At 33.2% G+C, this 18,301-nt stretch carries 19 protein-coding genes, 1 tRNA gene and 1 pseudogene; 13 read left to right on the forward strand and 8 right to left on the reverse strand.

Going from position 1 to position 18,301, the window contains the following annotated elements; genetic code table 11:
• The first annotated feature begins 94 nt into the window (after window positions 1-94).
• The 3 genes and pseudogenes from ABDW27_RS12715 (at window position 95) to ABDW27_RS12725 (ending at window position 2,697) form a co-directional block, all read left to right on the forward strand.
• Complete coding sequence (locus ABDW27_RS12715; RefSeq protein WP_343696253.1) at window positions 95-1,279, forward strand: aldose epimerase family protein; 1,185 nt, start codon at window positions 95-97, stop codon at window positions 1,277-1,279.
• Between the two features lie 263 nt (window positions 1,280-1,542).
• Window positions 1,543-2,005, forward strand: a pseudogene (locus tag ABDW27_RS12720) (OsmC family protein).
• A 359-nt stretch (window positions 2,006-2,364) separates the two neighbouring features.
• On the forward strand, window positions 2,365-2,697 hold the full coding sequence (locus tag ABDW27_RS12725) for a hypothetical protein (protein WP_343696254.1): 333 nt from the start codon (window positions 2,365-2,367) through the stop codon (window positions 2,695-2,697).
• Between the two features lie 306 nt (window positions 2,698-3,003).
• On the opposite strand, the gene ABDW27_RS12730 is transcribed toward ABDW27_RS12725, so the two are convergent.
• Window positions 3,004-3,083: transfer RNA gene (locus ABDW27_RS12730), tRNA-Leu, on the reverse strand.
• Between the two features lie 287 nt (window positions 3,084-3,370).
• Between ABDW27_RS12730 and ABDW27_RS12735 the strand changes: the two genes are divergently transcribed.
• From ABDW27_RS12735 to ABDW27_RS12750, 4 genes are all read left to right on the forward strand, one after another.
• The gene (locus ABDW27_RS12735; protein ID WP_343696255.1) at window positions 3,371-4,312 is read left to right on the forward strand and encodes a ribose-phosphate pyrophosphokinase; all 942 of its coding nucleotides are present in this window, start codon (window positions 3,371-3,373) and stop codon (window positions 4,310-4,312) included.
• Window positions 4,313-4,438: 126 nt separating this feature from the next.
• Window positions 4,439-5,050, forward strand: coding sequence for a 50S ribosomal protein L25/general stress protein Ctc (locus tag ABDW27_RS12740; RefSeq protein WP_008465977.1), 612 nt, complete (start codon window positions 4,439-4,441; stop codon window positions 5,048-5,050).
• Window positions 5,051-5,464: 414 nt separating this feature from the next.
• Window positions 5,465-6,094, forward strand: coding sequence for an aminoacyl-tRNA hydrolase (pth, locus tag ABDW27_RS12745; RefSeq protein ID WP_343696256.1), 630 nt, complete (start codon window positions 5,465-5,467; stop codon window positions 6,092-6,094).
• A 139-nt stretch (window positions 6,095-6,233) separates the two neighbouring features.
• Window positions 6,234-6,845, forward strand: a complete 612-nt coding sequence (locus ABDW27_RS12750) for a superoxide dismutase (RefSeq protein WP_343696257.1) — start codon at window positions 6,234-6,236, stop codon at window positions 6,843-6,845.
• A gap of 61 nt (window positions 6,846-6,906) precedes the next feature.
• Here the strand turns inward: ABDW27_RS12750 and ABDW27_RS12755 are convergent, their stop codons facing one another.
• The 5 genes from ABDW27_RS12755 to ABDW27_RS12775 all read right to left on the reverse strand — a co-directional run bounded on the left by ABDW27_RS12755 (window position 6,907) and on the right by ABDW27_RS12775 (window position 11,735).
• Window positions 6,907-7,212: a hypothetical protein gene (locus ABDW27_RS12755; protein WP_343696258.1), complete on the reverse strand. Its 306-nt coding sequence runs from the start codon at window positions 7,210-7,212 to the stop codon at window positions 6,907-6,909.
• A gap of 415 nt (window positions 7,213-7,627) precedes the next feature.
• The gene (locus ABDW27_RS12760; protein WP_343696259.1) at window positions 7,628-9,526 is read right to left on the reverse strand and encodes an amidophosphoribosyltransferase; all 1,899 of its coding nucleotides are present in this window, start codon (window positions 9,524-9,526) and stop codon (window positions 7,628-7,630) included.
• An 81-nt stretch (window positions 9,527-9,607) separates the two neighbouring features.
• On the reverse strand, window positions 9,608-10,531 hold the full coding sequence (locus ABDW27_RS12765) for a PfkB family carbohydrate kinase (protein WP_035646428.1): 924 nt from the start codon (window positions 10,529-10,531) through the stop codon (window positions 9,608-9,610).
• A 228-nt stretch (window positions 10,532-10,759) separates the two neighbouring features.
• Window positions 10,760-11,164, reverse strand: coding sequence for a hypothetical protein (locus ABDW27_RS12770; RefSeq protein ID WP_343696260.1), 405 nt, complete (start codon window positions 11,162-11,164; stop codon window positions 10,760-10,762).
• Entirely contained in the window at window positions 11,148-11,735 is a 588-nt protein-coding gene (locus tag ABDW27_RS12775; protein ID WP_343696261.1) for a sigma-70 family RNA polymerase sigma factor, read from the reverse strand. Before ABDW27_RS12775 ends, ABDW27_RS12770 begins: the two co-directional genes overlap by 17 nt.
• 296 nt (window positions 11,736-12,031) lie before the next feature.
• Between ABDW27_RS12775 and ABDW27_RS12780 the strand changes: the two genes are divergently transcribed.
• Window positions 12,032-12,379, forward strand: coding sequence for a DUF6249 domain-containing protein (locus ABDW27_RS12780; protein WP_343696262.1), 348 nt, complete (start codon window positions 12,032-12,034; stop codon window positions 12,377-12,379).
• A 52-nt stretch (window positions 12,380-12,431) separates the two neighbouring features.
• Here ABDW27_RS12780 and rnhA read toward each other — a convergent pair whose 3' ends face one another.
• Together rnhA and purN are read right to left on the reverse strand one after the other, a co-directional pair.
• Window positions 12,432-12,908: a ribonuclease HI gene (rnhA, locus tag ABDW27_RS12785; RefSeq protein ID WP_343696263.1), complete on the reverse strand. Its 477-nt coding sequence runs from the start codon at window positions 12,906-12,908 to the stop codon at window positions 12,432-12,434.
• A 68-nt stretch (window positions 12,909-12,976) separates the two neighbouring features.
• Window positions 12,977-13,552 (reverse strand): phosphoribosylglycinamide formyltransferase, encoded by a 576-nt coding sequence (gene purN / locus ABDW27_RS12790; protein ID WP_343696264.1) that lies wholly within the window; start codon window positions 13,550-13,552, stop codon window positions 12,977-12,979.
• A 175-nt stretch (window positions 13,553-13,727) separates the two neighbouring features.
• On the opposite strand from purN, the gene ABDW27_RS12795 reads away from it, so the two are divergent.
• The 5 genes from ABDW27_RS12795 to pyk all read left to right on the forward strand — a co-directional run bounded on the left by ABDW27_RS12795 (window position 13,728) and on the right by pyk (window position 18,262).
• Window positions 13,728-13,964, forward strand: coding sequence for an acyl carrier protein (locus ABDW27_RS12795; protein WP_007137004.1), 237 nt, complete (start codon window positions 13,728-13,730; stop codon window positions 13,962-13,964).
• A gap of 241 nt (window positions 13,965-14,205) precedes the next feature.
• The gene (gene fabF, locus ABDW27_RS12800; RefSeq protein WP_343696265.1) at window positions 14,206-15,459 is read left to right on the forward strand and encodes a beta-ketoacyl-ACP synthase II; all 1,254 of its coding nucleotides are present in this window, start codon (window positions 14,206-14,208) and stop codon (window positions 15,457-15,459) included.
• Between the two features lie 9 nt (window positions 15,460-15,468).
• A complete protein-coding gene (gene rnc / locus ABDW27_RS12805; RefSeq protein ID WP_012023223.1) occupies window positions 15,469-16,209 on the forward strand; it encodes a ribonuclease III in 741 nt (246 codons plus the stop codon).
• Window positions 16,210-16,334: 125 nt separating this feature from the next.
• Complete coding sequence (locus ABDW27_RS12810) at window positions 16,335-16,823, forward strand: IPExxxVDY family protein (protein WP_343696266.1); 489 nt, start codon at window positions 16,335-16,337, stop codon at window positions 16,821-16,823.
• A 5-nt stretch (window positions 16,824-16,828) separates the two neighbouring features.
• The gene (pyk, locus tag ABDW27_RS12815) at window positions 16,829-18,262 is read left to right on the forward strand and encodes a pyruvate kinase (RefSeq protein ID WP_343696267.1); all 1,434 of its coding nucleotides are present in this window, start codon (window positions 16,829-16,831) and stop codon (window positions 18,260-18,262) included.
• The last annotated feature ends 39 nt before the right edge of the window (window positions 18,263-18,301 follow it).

The raw sequence follows: 18,301 nt of genomic DNA on the forward strand, positions 1-18,301 counted from the left end.
TAATGTCATAAAGTCTTAAAGATTTAGTTACTTTGAGGAATTGACTTTAAGACTTTCGGCTTTAAGACTTTACTAACTTAAAAAACTATCATTTATGAATGTATTAAAACGTTCCCTTTTTATACTAAGCATGCTAGGTATTGCTATAGTTACAGTTCAATGCAAAAGCGATAAAAAAATGGATAACACTACAGTTTCTTCAGATAAAAAAGGAGAAGTTACAATTGAAAAATCAGAATACGGAACAACAGCTAAAGGCGAAAAAGTTGAGAGCTATAAACTCAAAAACCAAAATGGGATGGAGGTTGATATCATCACTTTTGGAGGAAGAATTACCGATTTGAAAGTGCCAAATAAAGCTGGCGTTTCAGAAAATGTTGTAATCGGATTTAGTTCTTTGGCACAATATGAAAAAGAAAATCCATTTTTTGGAGCTTTGATCGGAAGATTCGGAAACAGAATTGCAAAAGGTAAATTTTCATTAGATGGAAAAGAATATCAGTTAGCAATTAACAATGCGCCAAATGCTTTGCACGGCGGTCCGCAAGGATTCTTTAATGTGGTTTGGAAAGCTGATGAGGTTAAATCTGGCGAAACCGCTTCTTTAAAATTATCTTATGTAAGTAAAGATATGGAAGAAGGTTATCCAGGAACTTTGAAAGTTTTTGTGACTTACACATTGACAAACGATAATCAATTAGAAGTTTTGTATGAAGCTACAACTGATAAGAAAACGGTTGTGAACTTAACGCAGCATTCTTATTTCAATTTATCAGGAGATTTTACAAAAACTATCTTAGATCACGAATTGACGTTAAATGCTGATAAATTAGTTCCAGTTGATGCTGATTTAATTCCGACAGGAAAATTAGAAGATGTTGCTGGAACTCCTTTCGATTTTAGAACTCCAAAATTAATTGGAAAAGACATTAATGCTAAAAATGACCAGTTAGAAAAAGGAAAAGGTTACGATCACTGCTGGGTATTGAATAATCCTGAAAAAGGAAAAACAATTATCGCAAAAGTATACCACGCAGCAAGTGGAAGAGTTATGGAAATGACAACAGACGAACCTGGAATTCAGTTCTATTCTGGAAACTTCCTTGACGGAACGTTGCCAATGCCAAACGGAGGAACTTTTGCACACAGAACAGGATTATGTCTAGAAACAGAACATTATCCAGATTCTCCAAACCAGAAAAACTTCCCAACAACGGTTTTAAACGCGGGAGAAAATTATAAAACGAAAACTACTTTTAAGTTTTCAGTTAAAAAATAGTTTTAGAATCTGTTTATTAATTTAGTAATTTTCTAAAAACCTCGAAAGTAATTGCTTTCGAGGTTTTTTTGTTGACACAAAGAATTCATTCATTTTTGTCATTTCGACGAAGGAGAAATCTTCGCAAGTAGCTCTACAAAGATTGGAATTGCAGTGTGGAATTTCTCGCGAAGATTTCTCCTTCGTCGAAATGACAATATAGTGTTTAAACTTAAAGCCTTAACTGTATTTAATAGTAACTTTGCTATGTTAAAGAAGACAAAATGAAACATCTATTCAAAGCACAGTTAAACTGGACTTCAAAAAAAAGAAGAGTCATCCTCAAAAAACTATAGTAAAACCCATCAAATTAAAATTGAAGGAAAACCAGTTTTAGATGTTTCAGCAGCAAAAGCATTTAAAGGCGATCCAGAATTATACAATCCCGAAGATTTATTGTTGAGCGGTTTAGTTTCCTGCCATATGATGTCATATTTATATGTATGCGCTCAAAACGGAATAGAAGTTATTGAATATTCAGACAACGCAGAAGCAACTTTGGAAGTAAACCCAGATGGAAGCGGTCGTTTTGTTGAGGCAAGATTATATCCGAAAGTAAAAATTTCAAATTCCGATAAAATAGAATTGGCTTTGGAGTTGCATAAGAAAGCGAATCAATTGTGTTTTATTGCTAATTCATGCAATTTTCCTGTTTTGCATGAGGGGAGTTGTGAGGTTTTTCTATAAATCACTAGTAAATTAATTTGAGATGCTTTCTGTTATATATTTTTATTTTACTGAAATTACTGTTAATTTGAGTATTAAATAGTGTTTTTTAGAATAAAACATATTACATTTGCACAACAGTTATTCACAATTAAAACCAGTTATTCACATTTTATATCTAGAAAGATGAAAATTATTTCAAAATTCTCGAAAAAAATAAAACCTCAAATAAGTAATGAGGGTGTAGGTAAAGATATTAAAAATATCAATTTTACTTGCAATGTTGTGCATGTTGGTCACGTATTGACTATAAATGATATAAATAAAAATAGATCTAGTAAGTATAACTACCTTTCTTTTTAAAACCTTTAATTCTTTAAATGGCATTAGAAGGTTATCAATATACCTCAAAAGGTAGTGATTATGATTCAAATAATACGCCATTAGAAAGGTTTACTTTTAAATCACATATAATAAATCAGCAATATATCGTTGAAGTTTTAAAGCTTAAACATGATATATTTGTAGCTCAGTTTTATCTTAAAAATCATAGATTGTCAGGTAAGAGATTTAATCTTTTATTAGAGAATATAGAGCAGAAGAATACTAAGCATGTTTTTTATGTTTTAAATACAATTGCAAATATTTGCTTAGATATATATAAAAAAAAATCCAAATGCTTCTTTTGGATTTATGGGTGCTCCAACTTCTAGAGAGTCAAACCCTAAGAAAAATAAAAAAAAATATAAATCCTGATAGAACAATTAGAAACACTAAAAGACATAGGATTTATTCTCTTTATGTAAAGAGGTATTTTTCTCCAGAAAAGTTTACTCACATTGTTTTTAATGATTCGAGTTGTTATTTGCTAAAGAATAATTCTAATTTAAAATTAGATGTCTCTCTTTCGAATGATTATCATAATGAATTGATAAAAACCAAAATTTCGAGTAATTAGACTAGGAATTGAGATTTAACGTAATAAAAAAAACCTCTTCCGTTAAGAAGAGGTTTTTATGTACCCGGAGCCGGAGTCGAACCGGCACGGTTTCCCACAGGTGTTTGAGACCAGCGCGTCTACCAATTCCGCCATCCGGGCTTAGCAGACGAAAAAACAATCAAAAGAGATTATTTTAACGCAATAGAATGAACCAATAATGTGCCCATTCCTTTAACACGGTGCAAATGTAAAAAATAAAATTATAAATTCTAATAAAAAATCTCAAATATTTACTTTCAGTGTTCGATTAATTTTATAAATTTGCAGCTCGTTAAAACGAAGCACACACAACTAACTACATCCGAGACATTTATGCGTATTCTGCTTTATCTTAAAAGATATTGCTGAATTTTTATAAGCGTAACGGAATAAAACAACAAATTATAATGTCGCACCTAGAACCAGAAGCTAAAATTTTTGCTTGTTCACAAAGTGTTTATCTTGCAGAAAAAATTGCAGAACAGTACGGAATTCCGTTAGGAAAAGTAACGATGTCAACGTATAGCGATGGAGAATTTCAGCCGTCTTACGAAGAATCAATTAGAGGTTTACGCGTTTTTATCGTGTGTTCAACTTTTCCATCGGCAGATAATTTGATGGAATTGTTATTAATGATTGATGCTGCAAAACGCGCATCAGCAAGACATATTACAGCTGTTATGCCTTATTTTGGCTGGGCAAGACAGGATAGAAAAGACAAGCCAAGGGTTCCGATTGGAGCTAAGTTAGTAGCTAACTTATTAACTGCAGCCGGAGCAACAAGAATCATGACAATGGACCTGCATGCAGACCAAATTCAGGGATTCTTTGAAAAACCAGTAGATCATTTATTTGCATCTACAATCTTTTTGCCTTATGTGCAGAGTTTAAATTTAGAAAATTTAACCATTGCATCTCCAGACATGGGAGGATCAAAAAGAGCATATGCTTACTCTAAGTTTTTAGAATCAGATGTAGTAATCTGTTACAAACAAAGAAAAGCAGCCAATGTTATCGACACTATGGAATTGATTGGTGAAGTTAAAGGTCGTAACGTAATCTTAGTAGACGACATGATCGATACAGGAGGAACTTTGGCAAAAGCTGCCGACCTTATGATCGACAAGGGAGCACTAAGCGTAAGAGCAATTTGTACACATGCTATTTTATCTGGCGGTGCGTATGAGAAAATTGAAAATTCAAAATTAACTGAGTTAATCGTAACCGATTCTATTCCGTTAAAGAAACATTCAGACAAAATTAGAGTAGTGAGTTGTGCACCTCTTTTTGCAGAAGTTATGCACATGGTGCACCACAACAATTCCATTAGTGGAAAATTTATAATGTAGAAGCAGTAGGCTGTAGGCTTTAAGCCGTAAGCTTTGTTTCGCATTTTAAAAAGCCTAAAGCTTAAAGCGTATTGCCTAAAGCCATAGCAAATAAGAATATTTATTTAATAACTATATTTTTTTACAATGAAATCGATTACAATTAAAGGATCAGAAAGAGAAAGCGTGGGCAAAGTGTCAACTAAAGCCTTACGTAATGCTGGACAGGTACCTTGCGTTTTATACGGAGGAAACCAGGCAGTACATTTCTCAGCAGACGTTACTGCATTCAAAAACTTGGTTTACACTCCAAACGCTCACACAGTTGTGATCGAACTTGGAAAAGGAAAATCATTCAATGCAATTTTGCAAGATATCCAGGTTCACCCAGTAACTGACAAAATTTTACACATCGACTTCTTCCAATTATTTGATGATAAAGAAATCACAATGGAAGTTCCTGTGAAAATCGTTGGTACATCTAAAGGTGTTCTTGCGGGAGGTGTTTTACGTTTAAACCAACGTAAATTAAAAGTTAAAGCTTTACCAGCAAATCTTCCTGATTTTGTTGAAGCTGACATTACTCCACTTGAAATGGGTAACAAATTATATGTTACTAAAGTTGGAAAACCAGAGTACAAAATTATGCACCCAGACAACACTGTTGTTTGTCAAGTGAGAATCTCTCGTGCTGCTATGAAAGCTGCTCAAGAGGCTGCAAAAGCTGCAAAAGCTCCTGCAAAAGGAAAGAAAAAATAATTTTTTTCAAACTATACAAAAAGCCTCAATCTTACGATTGGGGCTTTTTTTTAGACGCTAAGTTTCTAAGATGCTGAGGTACTAAGGTTCTTAGAAAAAACCTTTGCGTTCTTTGCTGTTAATTTTCAGGAGCAGAACTCTCCGTTTTTTCAAGACGTAACATTCCTGCCATCCGCTATATCTTTTCCCTGCTAAAGGAGCAGGAAAAAGGATGCCGCTTCTGTCAGGGCTGGCAAGAAAGTATCTTTTTCATAAGTTCCTGAGATAAAATCTGCCAAATCTGCGGGAGATTTTCTTAGCGCCCTTTGCGTAAAACCCTTGCGATCTTTGCGGTTAAGTTACGTTTAGCAAACAATTATCTAATTTTCAAATTATCCAATTGCCACATTCCTCAATTAACCTTATTTTTGCCAAATGATAAAATGGATAACAAAACTGTTTTCATCAACATCAAAAGAAGAGAACACAGAAGACAATATGAAGAAATATTTAATCGTAGGATTAGGAAATATAGGAGCTGAATACGTAAACACGAGACATAATATCGGATTTAAAGTATTAGATTTTTTAGCCAAAAAAGAGGGGCTTTCATTTGAAACCGTAAAGCTTGGCGCTTTGGCTGAATATAAATTTAAAGGAAGAACTTTTTTTCTTTTAAAGCCGAATACTTATATGAACCTTAGCGGAAAGGCGGTAAAATACTGGATGGATAAAGAAAATATTCCATTAGAGAATATTTTGGTTATTACAGATGATTTAAACCTATCATTCGGAACCATTCGTATTAAGCCAAAAGGAAGCGACGGCGGCCACAATGGATTGAAAAACATTAATCTGGTTTTAAATACACAAAATTATACTCGATATAGATTTGGTATTAGCGATCAATTCAAAAAAGGGCAGCAGATAGATTATGTTTTAGGTGAATGGAATGAAGATGAGAATTCGAAATTACCGGAAAGACTAGAAATTTCATCAGAAATTATTAGAACTTTCGGAACAGCAGGTTTGGAAAATACAATGACGACTTTTAATGGAAAATAAAGATTTACAGTCGTTTATATTGTAAAAATGTGAATTATCAGTGAATTTAATTCAATTATAACGAAATAGTATTTTCAATTCCAAAGTTAAATGTCTAAATTTGGAATAAATTATTATAAACCATAAAAATCATAATACCATGGCTTTTGAATTACCACAATTACCTTATGCATACGATGCATTAGAACCACATATTGATGCACGTACTATGGAAATCCATCATACAAAGCACCACAATGCCTATACTACAAATCTTAATGCAGCAATTGCCGGAACAGATTTAGAGGGAAAAACAATCGAAAATATCTTAATTAATTTAGATAAATCAAACGCAGCAGTTCGTAACAATGGTGGAGGTTTCTACAATCACAACTTATTCTGGACTGTAATGTCTCCAAACGGAGGCGGATTACCAACAGGAGACTTATTGGCTGCTATCGAATCTTCTTTTGGAACTTTCGAAGAGTTTAAAGCAAAATTTGCTAAAGCAGGTGCAACTCAGTTTGGTTCTGGATGGGCTTGGTTAACAGTGCAAAAAGGAGGAAAATTAGAAGTTGTAGGTACTCCAAATCAAGATAATCCATTAATGCCGGAAGTTGCTGGTCACGGTGGAACTCCAATCTTAGGAATGGATGTTTGGGAGCACGCTTACTATTTAAACTACCAAAACAGAAGACCAGATTATATTGAGGCTTTCTTCAGTGTAATCAACTGGACAGAAGTTGCTAGAAGATTTGCTTTAGAAAAATAAGAAGATAGACTAAAGAACAAAGAAAAAAGACGAGTACCATTGGTGCTCGTCTTTTTTTATTTTACCATTTTCCAAAAAAACTATTGATATCAAAGTAATAATTTACTTCTTCTCCTTTTTCATTAGTTGCTTTCAATAGATCATAGTGTTTATTTCCTTCGCTTAATAAAGCTTGCCCGTTTATTTGACAGCCCGGGCACAATTTTCTCACGATTTGATATTCTTCTGATACACTTTTTACCTTGATTGCATTTTTAATTGAACTTCCATCTTTAATTGAATTAGTGTCGGCAGATTTGGTTGCAGAACAGCTAATAAAGAAAATACTTAGTATAGTGATTGTAAAAATTTTTTTAAGGAATTTCATTCGTTGGGTTTTAATAGTTACAATGCAATATTAAGAATTTTCCAAATTTGTACTAAATAAAAAAGGCGGAATCTCTTCCACCTTTTTTGCCCCAAATCTACCATAAACTTAACCTACTAATGTTATGGTTTTATAAATGTATGGTAGTTATTTTAATTTAAAAAACTTTTTAGATGAATGGCAAATATATCCGATAAAGTGAACGTAATGCATTAAAATCGAAATACTTGAGTTTGTACCAAATAAAAAAGGTGGAATTGCTTCCACCCTTTTTGCCCCAAATCTACCATAAACTTAACCTACTAATGTTATGGTATCTCAAAAGTATTGTAGCTTTTCATTTTTACCAAACAAACAGGATGAACGGCAAAAAAAACCGATGAAATGCACAAATTAACCTTTTTTTAATACTTTTTTAATAAGCTCTGGCGTCTTTCCCTTCGTAGAAGTTCATAAAGGCACGATTTACAACACGGTTACCTCCTGGGGTAGGATAGTCACCTGTAAAGTACCAGTCGCCAAGATTTTTAGGACAAGCTTTGTGTAAATCATCTACAGTCTGGAAGATAATTTTTACTTCAGCATTGATTTCCGGAGAGCTTAACATTTCTGCTATTTTATCTGAAATTTCCTCATCAGTAAATTGATCGTAAATTTCGGTTACGTAATTTACAACATCACGGTCTGGGAAATTTTCCTGCGCTTTACATTTTGCATAAACTTCGTCTACAATATGGTACAGGTTTCTTTCTTTTAATAAAGCAAGTGCTGCTCTAAAAGCAACCAAACCTTCTAATTTAGCCATATCAATTCCGTAACAATCAGGGTAACGAATTTGCGGTGCAGATGAAACAATCACGATACGCTTTGGTTTTAAACGATCCATCATTTTGATGATACTCATTTTTAAAGTCGTACCGCGAACAATACTGTCATCAATGATAACTAAATTATCTTCTGGTTTAATTACGCCATAAGTTACATCGTAAACGTGAGCCACTAAATCGTCACGGCTGCTGTCTTCGGTAATAAAGGTTCTAAGTTTAGCATCTTTAATAGCAACTTTTTCTGTACGTATTTTTACAGCTAAAAGTTCCTGAAGTGATTCTGTAGTTAAGGTATTTCTGTTTTCTAGAATGTAATTATTTTTTCTTTGATTTAAGAAATCCTGAGCGGCCTCAACTAAACCATAAAATGAAGTTTCGGCTGTATTAGGAATATATGAGAAAACAGTGTTATCTGTATCGCTGTCAATTGCTTTAAGAACAGCAGGTAAAATTAATTTACCTAAATCTTTACGCTCTTGGTAGATTTCAGCATCACTTCCTCTTGAGAAATAAATTCTTTCGAATGAACAAGCTTTCTTAACGGTTGGTTCTAAGATTTGATTCATAGAAACTTTTCCGTTTTTCTTGATAATCAAAGCATTTCCCGGATCGATTTCCTGAACGCTTTCAAAAGGTACATTAAATACAGTTTGAATAACCGGTCTTTCAGAAGCCACGACAACTACTTCATCGTCTTGATAAAAGTAAGCCGGACGAATCCCTGCAGGATCTCTAAAAACAAAAGCATCACCATGACCTAATAATCCGGCCATTGCGTAACCACCGTCTAAGTTTTTAGCCGAACGAGCTAGTATTTTGGCAATATCCAAACGCTCAGCAATTACTGGCGAAGCATCTTTTTTAGAGTAACCTTCGGCTTTACAGTCTTGGTATAATTGCATTACTTCTTTATCTAAGAAGTGACCAATTTTTTCCATTACAGTAACGGTGTCAGCCATTTCTTTTGGATGCTGTCCAAGTTCAACCAGATTTTCGAAAAGCTCTTTAACATTTGTCATATTGAAGTTTCCGGCCAAAATCAGGTTACGGTGCATCCAGTTACTTTGACGTAAAAAAGGGTGAACACTTTCGATACTGTTTTTTCCGAAAGTTCCGTAACGAACGTGTCCTAAAAACAATTCTCCAACGTAAGGAATATTTGCTTTTAGTTCTTTCATGTTATCTCCCAGCTCAGGCTGTGCTTTTAACTCTTCGCTGATTCTCTCATTGATTTGTTTAAAAACGTCTTGTATTGGCTGTGAGTGATTAGAACGAACACGGCTAATGTAGCGCTGTCCCGGATCAACATCAAATTTAATACTTGCAAAACCAGCTCCGTCTTGTCCTCGGTTGTGCTGTTTTTCCATCATTAAATACATTTTCTGAATTCCGTAAAATGCAGTTCCGTATTTTTCTTTATAATATTCAAGCGGTTTAAGTAGTCTAACTAAGGCTATACCACATTCGTGTTTTAAAGCGTCGCTCATTGTTTTTTATTTTGTGTGTTGTTGTAAGTTGTGTGTATTAACGTAATAAAAAAAGCCCCGTTTTATCGAGGCTCTTAGGCATTATATTTCTATGTCAAACTGAGTTAACGACTTAAACTGTTGTAATCGAATCGCTACTTCGGCTTTGCTTAATGTTTCCATCCTTTCGGTTCCAAATTTTTCTACGCAGAACGAAGCTAAATTTGAACCGTAAATAATTGCATTTTTCATGTTTCCAAAAGAAATGTTTTCGCTTTGCGCAATAAATCCAGAGAAGCCACCTGCGAAAGTATCTCCGGCTCCTGTTGGATCGAAAACTTCTTCTAATGGTAAAGCTGGTGCAAAGAATACTTCTCTGTTATGGAATAAAAGCGCTCCGTGTTCTCCTTTTTTGATCACCACATATTTTGGTCCCATATCCTGGATTTTGGCAGCCGCTTTTACTAATGAATATTCACCAGAAAGTTGTCTTGCTTCTTCGTCATTGATTGTAATAACATCTACACGTTTAATAACGTCTAGTAATTCTGGAAGAGCGCAGTCCATCCAAAAGTTCATAGTATCTAAAACTACTAATTTTGGTTTTTTCTCCATTTGATCTAAAACACTGCTTTGTACCAACGGATGTAAGTTTCCTAACATCACAACATCAGCATCTTTGTAGTTTTGAGGAACTTTTGGCTGAAAATCAGCCAAAACGTTTAATTCAGTTACAAGAGTGTCTCTTGAATTTAAATCGTTATGGTATAAACCGCTCCAGAAAAAAGTTTTTCCGCCTTTTACAATTTCGATACCAGAGATATCAATATTTTTTGAAGTTAAAAGATCTAAATGTTCTTGAGGAAAATCGTCGCCAACTACAGAAACTATGGCCGATTGTAAGTTAAAAAATGATGCTGATAAACCAATGTACGTTGCAGCACCACCTAATATTTTATCTGTTTTTCCGAAAGGAGTTTCAATCGCGTCGAAAGCAACTGTTCCAACAATCAATAATTTATTCATTTTATGAATTTCGAATTAGGGTGCAAAGATACTCTATAAGTTACAATCTTGCAACGGTTTGTGTTCTCAAAATTTTCTTAAAAAAATGACAACGATTTCGAAGTAAAACTATTGTAAATGAATTGGTTAAAATGTGTTTTTTAGAAAGCTCAAAATAGGTTTTCCAGATTTAAAATGCAATGTTTATTTTGAAAAAAAGCAAGGAATTTTCATTTAAATTTTTATAATCTACAACTCATACTTCTTATCAAAATAATTTTTCAAAACCCCAACCTGAACCAAAACCATAAAAGGCACAACTAAAATAGTGTATAAGAGTGTTTTTGAAAGCTGAATTCCAGAAAATATTCCTGCGATTTTATTAGAATATAATTCTCCTATTTTATCTATTTTCAGGTTGCTTTCTGTTGACGAAAAAAGAGAAATATAAATAAACAAACCAATTACAGCAGCTCCCATAAGCATCCAAACCGATTTAGAAATTAAAGGTTTATATGTTTTGATTTTTTTCTCTTCTAATAATTCGACTTTTGCCATTATTTTTGAAGTAAAATCTATTGAAGGTGACTGTAGATTGTCTTCAGTCATCATTTTTTCAATAAGCTGTTCTAAATTTTTATCGCTCTCTTTCATAACATTCTATTATTTCCGGTTCTAACTGCTGTCTCAAAATTACGGCTAATTTTTGTCTGCTCCTAAATAATTTTACTTTCGCATTGTTTGCCGAAATATTCATAATTTTTCCAATTTCTTCTAAATTTTGATCATCAAAATAAAATAAAGTCAAAAGGAAATTTTCATCATTGGGTAATAAATTTAAACATTTCTGAATTGTATGTTTTCGTTCTTTTTCTTCTAAAGCACTGAGTGCATTGTCCATTGTTTTGATTAAATGCGAAGAAAAATCATCTATTGAAATATTCAAATCATCTTTTTTATTTTTCTTTAATCGATCCAGACAAGTATTATAGGCAATCTTGTAAACCCAGGTCGAAAACTTAGAATCGCCTTTAAATTTATTTATCGAACTGTAAATCTTAATAAAAGTATCTTGTGAAACTTCTTCGGCTTCTTCTCTGTTTTTAACCATTTTGAGAGCCAATGTAAAGATCATATTTTTATAACGATCAACAAGAACGGCAAACGCATTTGTCTCGCCCTGCAAAATTTTATCGATATAATGTTGATCAGTTATTGTACTCATATTATATAGGACGACAGAGTTTCATTTTAGGTTACAAGATTTTTAAATAAATTTTAAATTTTTTAAAAATTCCAAATTTGAATTATACATATATATAGTATAGAACTTTGTCAAAGTTTTAAACTTTGACAAAGCTTTGACATTTATTAAAAGAAATATTAATTCAAAATTAACTGATTATCAGGTGATTTTGGGGTTTAGGATTTGAAATTTGAAAATTTTTTAAAAAAGTTGTAACCTCATTTTAAAAACCCTCGTCATATGGAGTATCAATCAATTAAAAAAAATATAAAATTATGGGACCAGAAATTTTAGTACCACTTAGCTTTTTTGCGATGATCTTTGGGATTGTCTATCTTATTTATTCAACAAGAAACAGAGAGCGTTTAGCTCTTATAGAAAAAGGGGTTGATGCCAGTATTTTTTTACAGGCAAAAGCAAATGGAGTCTCACCATGGAAAATCCTTGTAGTAAATCTAGCATTTTTATTAATAGGTAGTGGTGTTGGAATTTTCCTTGCTTTGGTAATTACAACTTACACTTCTCTTAATGATGGAGCGGTTTACCCTTCAATTATTTTTATAATGGCAGGTATCGGACTTTTGACTGGATTTAAAACTGCAAAAGATTTAGATAAAGAGTAAGTAAGAAATTGAGTTAGTACAAAAAACGCATCAAAATATTTGATGCGTTTTTTTATTCCTTAGATCCAATGGTTTCGTAATAAACATCTACAGAAAGCTTCGGCTGTATTGATGCCATAACGGCGAGTTGATCGCATCGTTCATTTTGCGGATGATTGTTGTGACCTTTAATCCATTTAAAATCGACTTGGTGTTTTCGGTAAACAATTAAAAAACGTTTCCATAAATCTGGATTTTTTTTATCCTTATATCCTTTTTTTTCCCATCCAAAAACCCATTTTTTTTCAATAGAATCTACAACATATTTAGAATCGGATATAACCAGAACTTTCATATTTGGGTTTTTAAGTTTTTCTAATCCTACAATTACAGCCAGAAGTTCCATCCTATTATTAGTAGTTAAGCGAAAACCTTCGTAGAATTCTTTTTTATATGGAGTTCCCACGAGTTCCATAACCACGCCATAACCACCATTGCCGGGATTTCCTTTTGCAGCTCCATCTGTATATATATGTACTTCGTGATTCATTTATTTATTTTAGATTGTAGATTTTAGATTGCAGATTTAATGCTTTGTCTAAAATTGGAAATTGGAATTTAAATTTTGGAATTTTCGTCAAGAATTCTATGAATAATTTCAGGAAAATGTTTTTGTTCCAGTTCATGGATCTTTTCTGCAACAGTTTCAGGAGTGTCCTCATCTGTCAGAGTAACATTGGCTTGAAAAATAATAGCGCCTTCATCATAGTTTTCATTTACATAATGAATAGAAATTCCGGTTTCTTTCTCCTTATTATTTACTATGGCTCTATGTATGTGCATTCCATACATTCCTTTGCCTCCATATTTAGGTAAAAGTGCAGGATGAATGTTGATTATTTTGTTTGGATATTGTTCAATTATGTTTTCTGGAAATTTGAGTAAAAAACCGGCAAGAATGATCAAATCCGGATCGATTTCTTGTATTTTTTGTAGTATGTTTCTTTCTAAAAGTTCGTTTTTTTCGAAGATTTCGACTGGAATTTGATGATTTTTTGCCCTGTCAATAACTTTTGCAGACGCATTATTTGTAAAAACAGAAACGACTCTTGCAATTTGGGTATTCGAAAAATATTTTATAATGTTTTCTGCATTAGTTCCTGATCCTGAGGCAAAAACGATAATTTTTTTCATAAAGTTGTGTGTTTTGAGAGTGCAAAAAACGGAATAAAAAACGAAAATAAATAGCTTTAAAAGACCTTTCTTGAAATTAATTTTATAAATTAGTGTCACATTTATAAACTAAATAGTTGTTTTAAAATAAAGTTTTTTATTTTTGCCAACAAATTAAATTCTAAAATTAAAGATTATGTCAGACATTGCATCAAGAGTAAAAGCGATTATCGTAGACAAATTAGGTGTTGACGAAAACGAAGTTGTAACAGAAGCAAGCTTCACTAATGATTTAGGAGCTGACTCATTAGACACTGTTGAGCTTATTATGGAATTCGAAAAAGAATTTGATATTCAAATTCCAGACGATCAAGCAGAAAACATTGCTACTGTAGGTCAAGCTATTTCTTATATCGAGGAAGCTAAAAAATAATAATACCACACCCGATTTTTAAAAATCCCAATTTTTGAAATTCCAAATTCCAAATTTTGGAATTTATTTTTTGAAACTTGAAATTTGTTAAAAGTCGGGTGTTATTATTTTTTAAAATTTAAATTTCGATTGATTTTCAATCTAAAAGATATATTTATATTGTAATACCCATGGCTCTTAAGTAGCAATACAGTTAAGAAAGCATGGGTTTTATTTGTTTAAAGACACAAAATACATATTTATGGCATTAAGGCGAGTTGTTGTAACAGGATTAGGTGCACTTACTCCTATCGGGAATAATATCCAGGAATATTGGAATGCACTTGTGAATGGAGTTAGCGGAGCCGCTCCTATCACATATTATGATACAGAGAAGCATAAAACGAAATTTGCCTGCGAAGTAAAAAACTTCAATATTGAAGATTACATGGATCGTAAGGAGTCTAGAAGACTAGATAAATTTGCTCAATATGCAATTGCTGCCAGTGATGAGGCGATCAAAGATGCTGGAATTACAAACGATAATGTTGATAAAACAAGAGTTGGTGTTATCTGGGGAGCTGGAATTGGAGGTTTAGAAACTTTTCAGGAAGAAGTAATGTATTATGCAAAAGGTGACGGAACTCCAAAATTTAATCCTTTCTTTATTCCTAAAATGATTGCTGACATTGCTCCTGCGCATATTTCTATGCGTAACGGGTACATGGGACCAAATTATACTACAGTTTCAGCATGTGCATCTTCTGCAAATGCATTAATTGATGCTTTCAACTACATTCGTTTAGGAATGTGTGATGTTATTATATCTGGTGGATCTGAAGCAGCCGTAACTATTGCAGGTATGGGTGGTTTTAGTTCTATGCACGCTTTATCTACAAGAAATGAAAGCCCGGAAACAGCTTCAAGACCTTTTGATGCAACCAGAGATGGTTTTGTTTTAGGAGAAGGAGCAGGAGCTTTAGTTCTTGAAGATTACGAACATGCAAAAGCCAGAGGCGCAAAAATTTACTGTGAAATTGGAGGCGGCGGAATGTCATCTGATGCTTACCACTTAACAGCACCACATCCGGAAGGAATTGGCGTTATTGCAGTAATGAAAAATACGTTGAAAGACGCTGGAATGAATCCAGAAGATGTTGATCATATTAATACTCACGGAACTTCTACTCCGTTAGGAGACGTTGCAGAGTTAAAAGCAATTAGTAATGTTTTTGGTGAGCATGCTAAAAATATCAATATCAATTCAACAAAATCAATGACAGGACATTTACTTGGTGCTGCCGGAGCTATCGAAGCAATTGCTTCTATTTTGGCAATGAAACACAGTATTGTTCCTCCTACAATCAACCATACGGTTGTTGATGAAAACATTGATCCTTCATTGAATTTAACTTTAAACAAACCTCAAAAAAGAGAAGTAAACGTTGCTATGAGTAACACTTTTGGTTTTGGAGGACACAATGCTTGTGTATTGTTTAAAAAATTAGCTGACTAATTTTCGCTTATGAATATTATCAAAAAAATATTTTCTAAATCCCGTTCTCTAGAAGACGGGATTTTTTTTGACACTATTCAGAAAATTCTTGGTTTTCAGCCTATTAATATTGAATTTTATAAAAAAGCCTTTACGCATAGATCGTCAAATAAACTTGACGAAGCCGGACATCCTATCAATTACGAACGTCTTGAATTTTTAGGAGATGCGATGTTAAGCGCCGTTATTGCTGCACATTTATTTAATAAAGCACCAAACGGAGACGAAGGCTATTTGACAAAAATGCGTTCAAAAATCGTAAGCCGTGAACATTTGAATGAACTTGGTAAAGATTTGAATTTAGTACGTTTTGTAGAAAGCAAAGTACCGGTTCAGCATTTTGGCGAAAATATTCACGGTAATATTTTCGAGTCATTAATTGGTGCAATTTATCTGGATAAAGGCTATTCGTATTGTGAGAGATTTATTCAAAAAAGAGTAATTACACCTTATGTCGATATTGCAAGACTGGAAGGAAAAGTAATTAGTTATAAAAGTTTAGTTATCGAATGGTGTCAGAAAGAAAAGAGGATCTTTCATTACGACATTTTTGAAGATAACGGCATTGACGGACAACGATTGTTTGGGGTCAAATTAAGTATAGACGATAAAGTGGTCGCACGAGCGCGGGCAACTTCAAAAAAGAAAGCAGAAGAGAAAGCTTCACAAAGAGCTTATTTTGCATTTCAGGAAAAAATAGATAAGAAATAATTACAAAAATGGTGTAATTTTCTTAATGCTAAATCGTTTTCGTTTATAAATTAACAAAAACAAGCAGATTATAACTATTGATGCTCCGTTAGAAATAGTATATTTACAACTTGATTTTTCATGATATGGCTGTTCATAGATTGGATTTAGACGAATTTGACGAAATTGATTATTATTTAATGGCAATTCATACTTCATTAGAAGATTATAGATTGGCCTATTTTATCAATAAGACCCTTCCTATTAACCTAAGTAAGAGCAAAAACGAGATCCATGCTCAGACTAAAGAAGGCGAGGCAAATTTTTCGAGATTTTATTATTATGATTCTGAGAAAGCTGTTTCATGGAATTTGATTCAGAATAAAAATGAGATCATTTCTGTGAGTACAAATGATTTCCAGAATTTGTTTTCTAATGAAACAAGTGAGGTTTCTACAACAATTCATTTACTTCCTGAATTCAAAAAAGTAGATTTTTTCCTGAAAATCGATAACAGTGAGGAGGCTGTCGATTTTTCAGAAATTCAGCAACAACTAAATTCAATAGAAAGTATTGCGGCAATTTATGCAGTAGATACCAATAAAATAAAATCAAAAAACAATCTAATTTTTTAAAAAAAATGTTGACAAGTAAGAAAACCAAAATTGTTGCTACACTTGGGCCTGCCTGTAGTACAAGAGAGATCATTAAAGATATGATCGATGCAGGGGTGAATGTGTTTAGAATCAATTTTTCGCATGCAGATTACGAAGGAGTAAAAGAAAAAATTAACATCATCAGAGGATTAAACGAAGAGTTTGGTTACACAACAGCAATTCTTGGAGATTTGCAGGGACCAAAACTTAGAGTAGGTGTAATGGAAGAAGGAACAGTAGTAAATGATGGTGATGAAATCACTTTTACAACTGCTGAAGATATTATCGGAACATCAAAAAGAGTGTTCATGAAATATCAGAATTTCCCAAATGATGTGAATCCGGGAGAGCGTATTTTGCTTGATGATGGTAAACTTATTTTCGAAATTGTTTCAACAGATAAAAAAACTGAAGTTGTAGCTAGAGTTATTCAGGGAGGAGAATTAAAATCTAAAAAAGGAGTAAATCTTCCAAACACAAAAATATCTTTACCAGCTTTAACAGAAAAAGATATTGCCGATGCCATCTTCGCAATCGAGCAAAAAGTAGACTGGATCGCACTTTCATTCGTAAAAACACCACGCGATTTACAAGATTTACAAGAATTAATCGCTAAGCATTCAGAATATAAAATTCCAATCGTTGCTAAAATTGAAATGCCGGAAGCTCTTGAGAACATGGATAAAATTGTAGCTTACTGCGATGGTTTAATGGTTGCTCGTGGAGATCTTGGTGTTGAGCTTCCTGCTCACGAAGTTCCATTGGTACAAAAAGATTTAATTCGAAGAGCAAAAACCGCCCGAATTCCGGTTATCGTTGCTACACAAATGATGGAAACAATGATTACAAGTTTAACTCCAACAAGAGCAGAGGTAAACGACGTTGCTAACTCTGTAATGGATGGTGCAGATGCTGTAATGCTTTCTGGAGAAACTGCTACTGGAAATTATCCAGTACAAGTAATTCAAAAAATGGCACAAATTTGTGAAGCTGTTGAGAATTCACCATTAATTCAGGTTCCGCAAAATACGCCGCAAATTAAAACAAAACGTTTTGTTACTAAAACAGTTTGCCACCAAGCAGCTTTATTGGCTAACGAAATCGAAGCAAAAGCAATTTGTACATTAACGAACAGCGGTTATACAGCTTTCCAAATCTCGGCTTGGAGACCATCTTCGGCTCATATTTTAGTATTTACTTCAAACAGAAGAATCTTAACACAATTGAATTTATTATGGGGAGTTAAATCTTTCTATTATGATAATGAAGAAAGTACAGATGACACAGTAACAGATGTAAATAAAATTGCAGTTGAAAAAGGGTATGCTTCAAAAGGAGATTATTTAATTAACCTTGCTGCAATGCCAATTAAAGAAAAAGGAATGGTTAATACTATGAGAGTTTCTGAAATAGAATAGTTTTCTTTTAAGATTACAATATTTAAAAAAATCCATCCG

This window comes from Flavobacterium sp., from assembly GCF_039595935.1.
In the GTDB taxonomy this organism is placed as follows: Bacteria; Bacteroidota; Bacteroidia; order Flavobacteriales; family Flavobacteriaceae; genus Flavobacterium.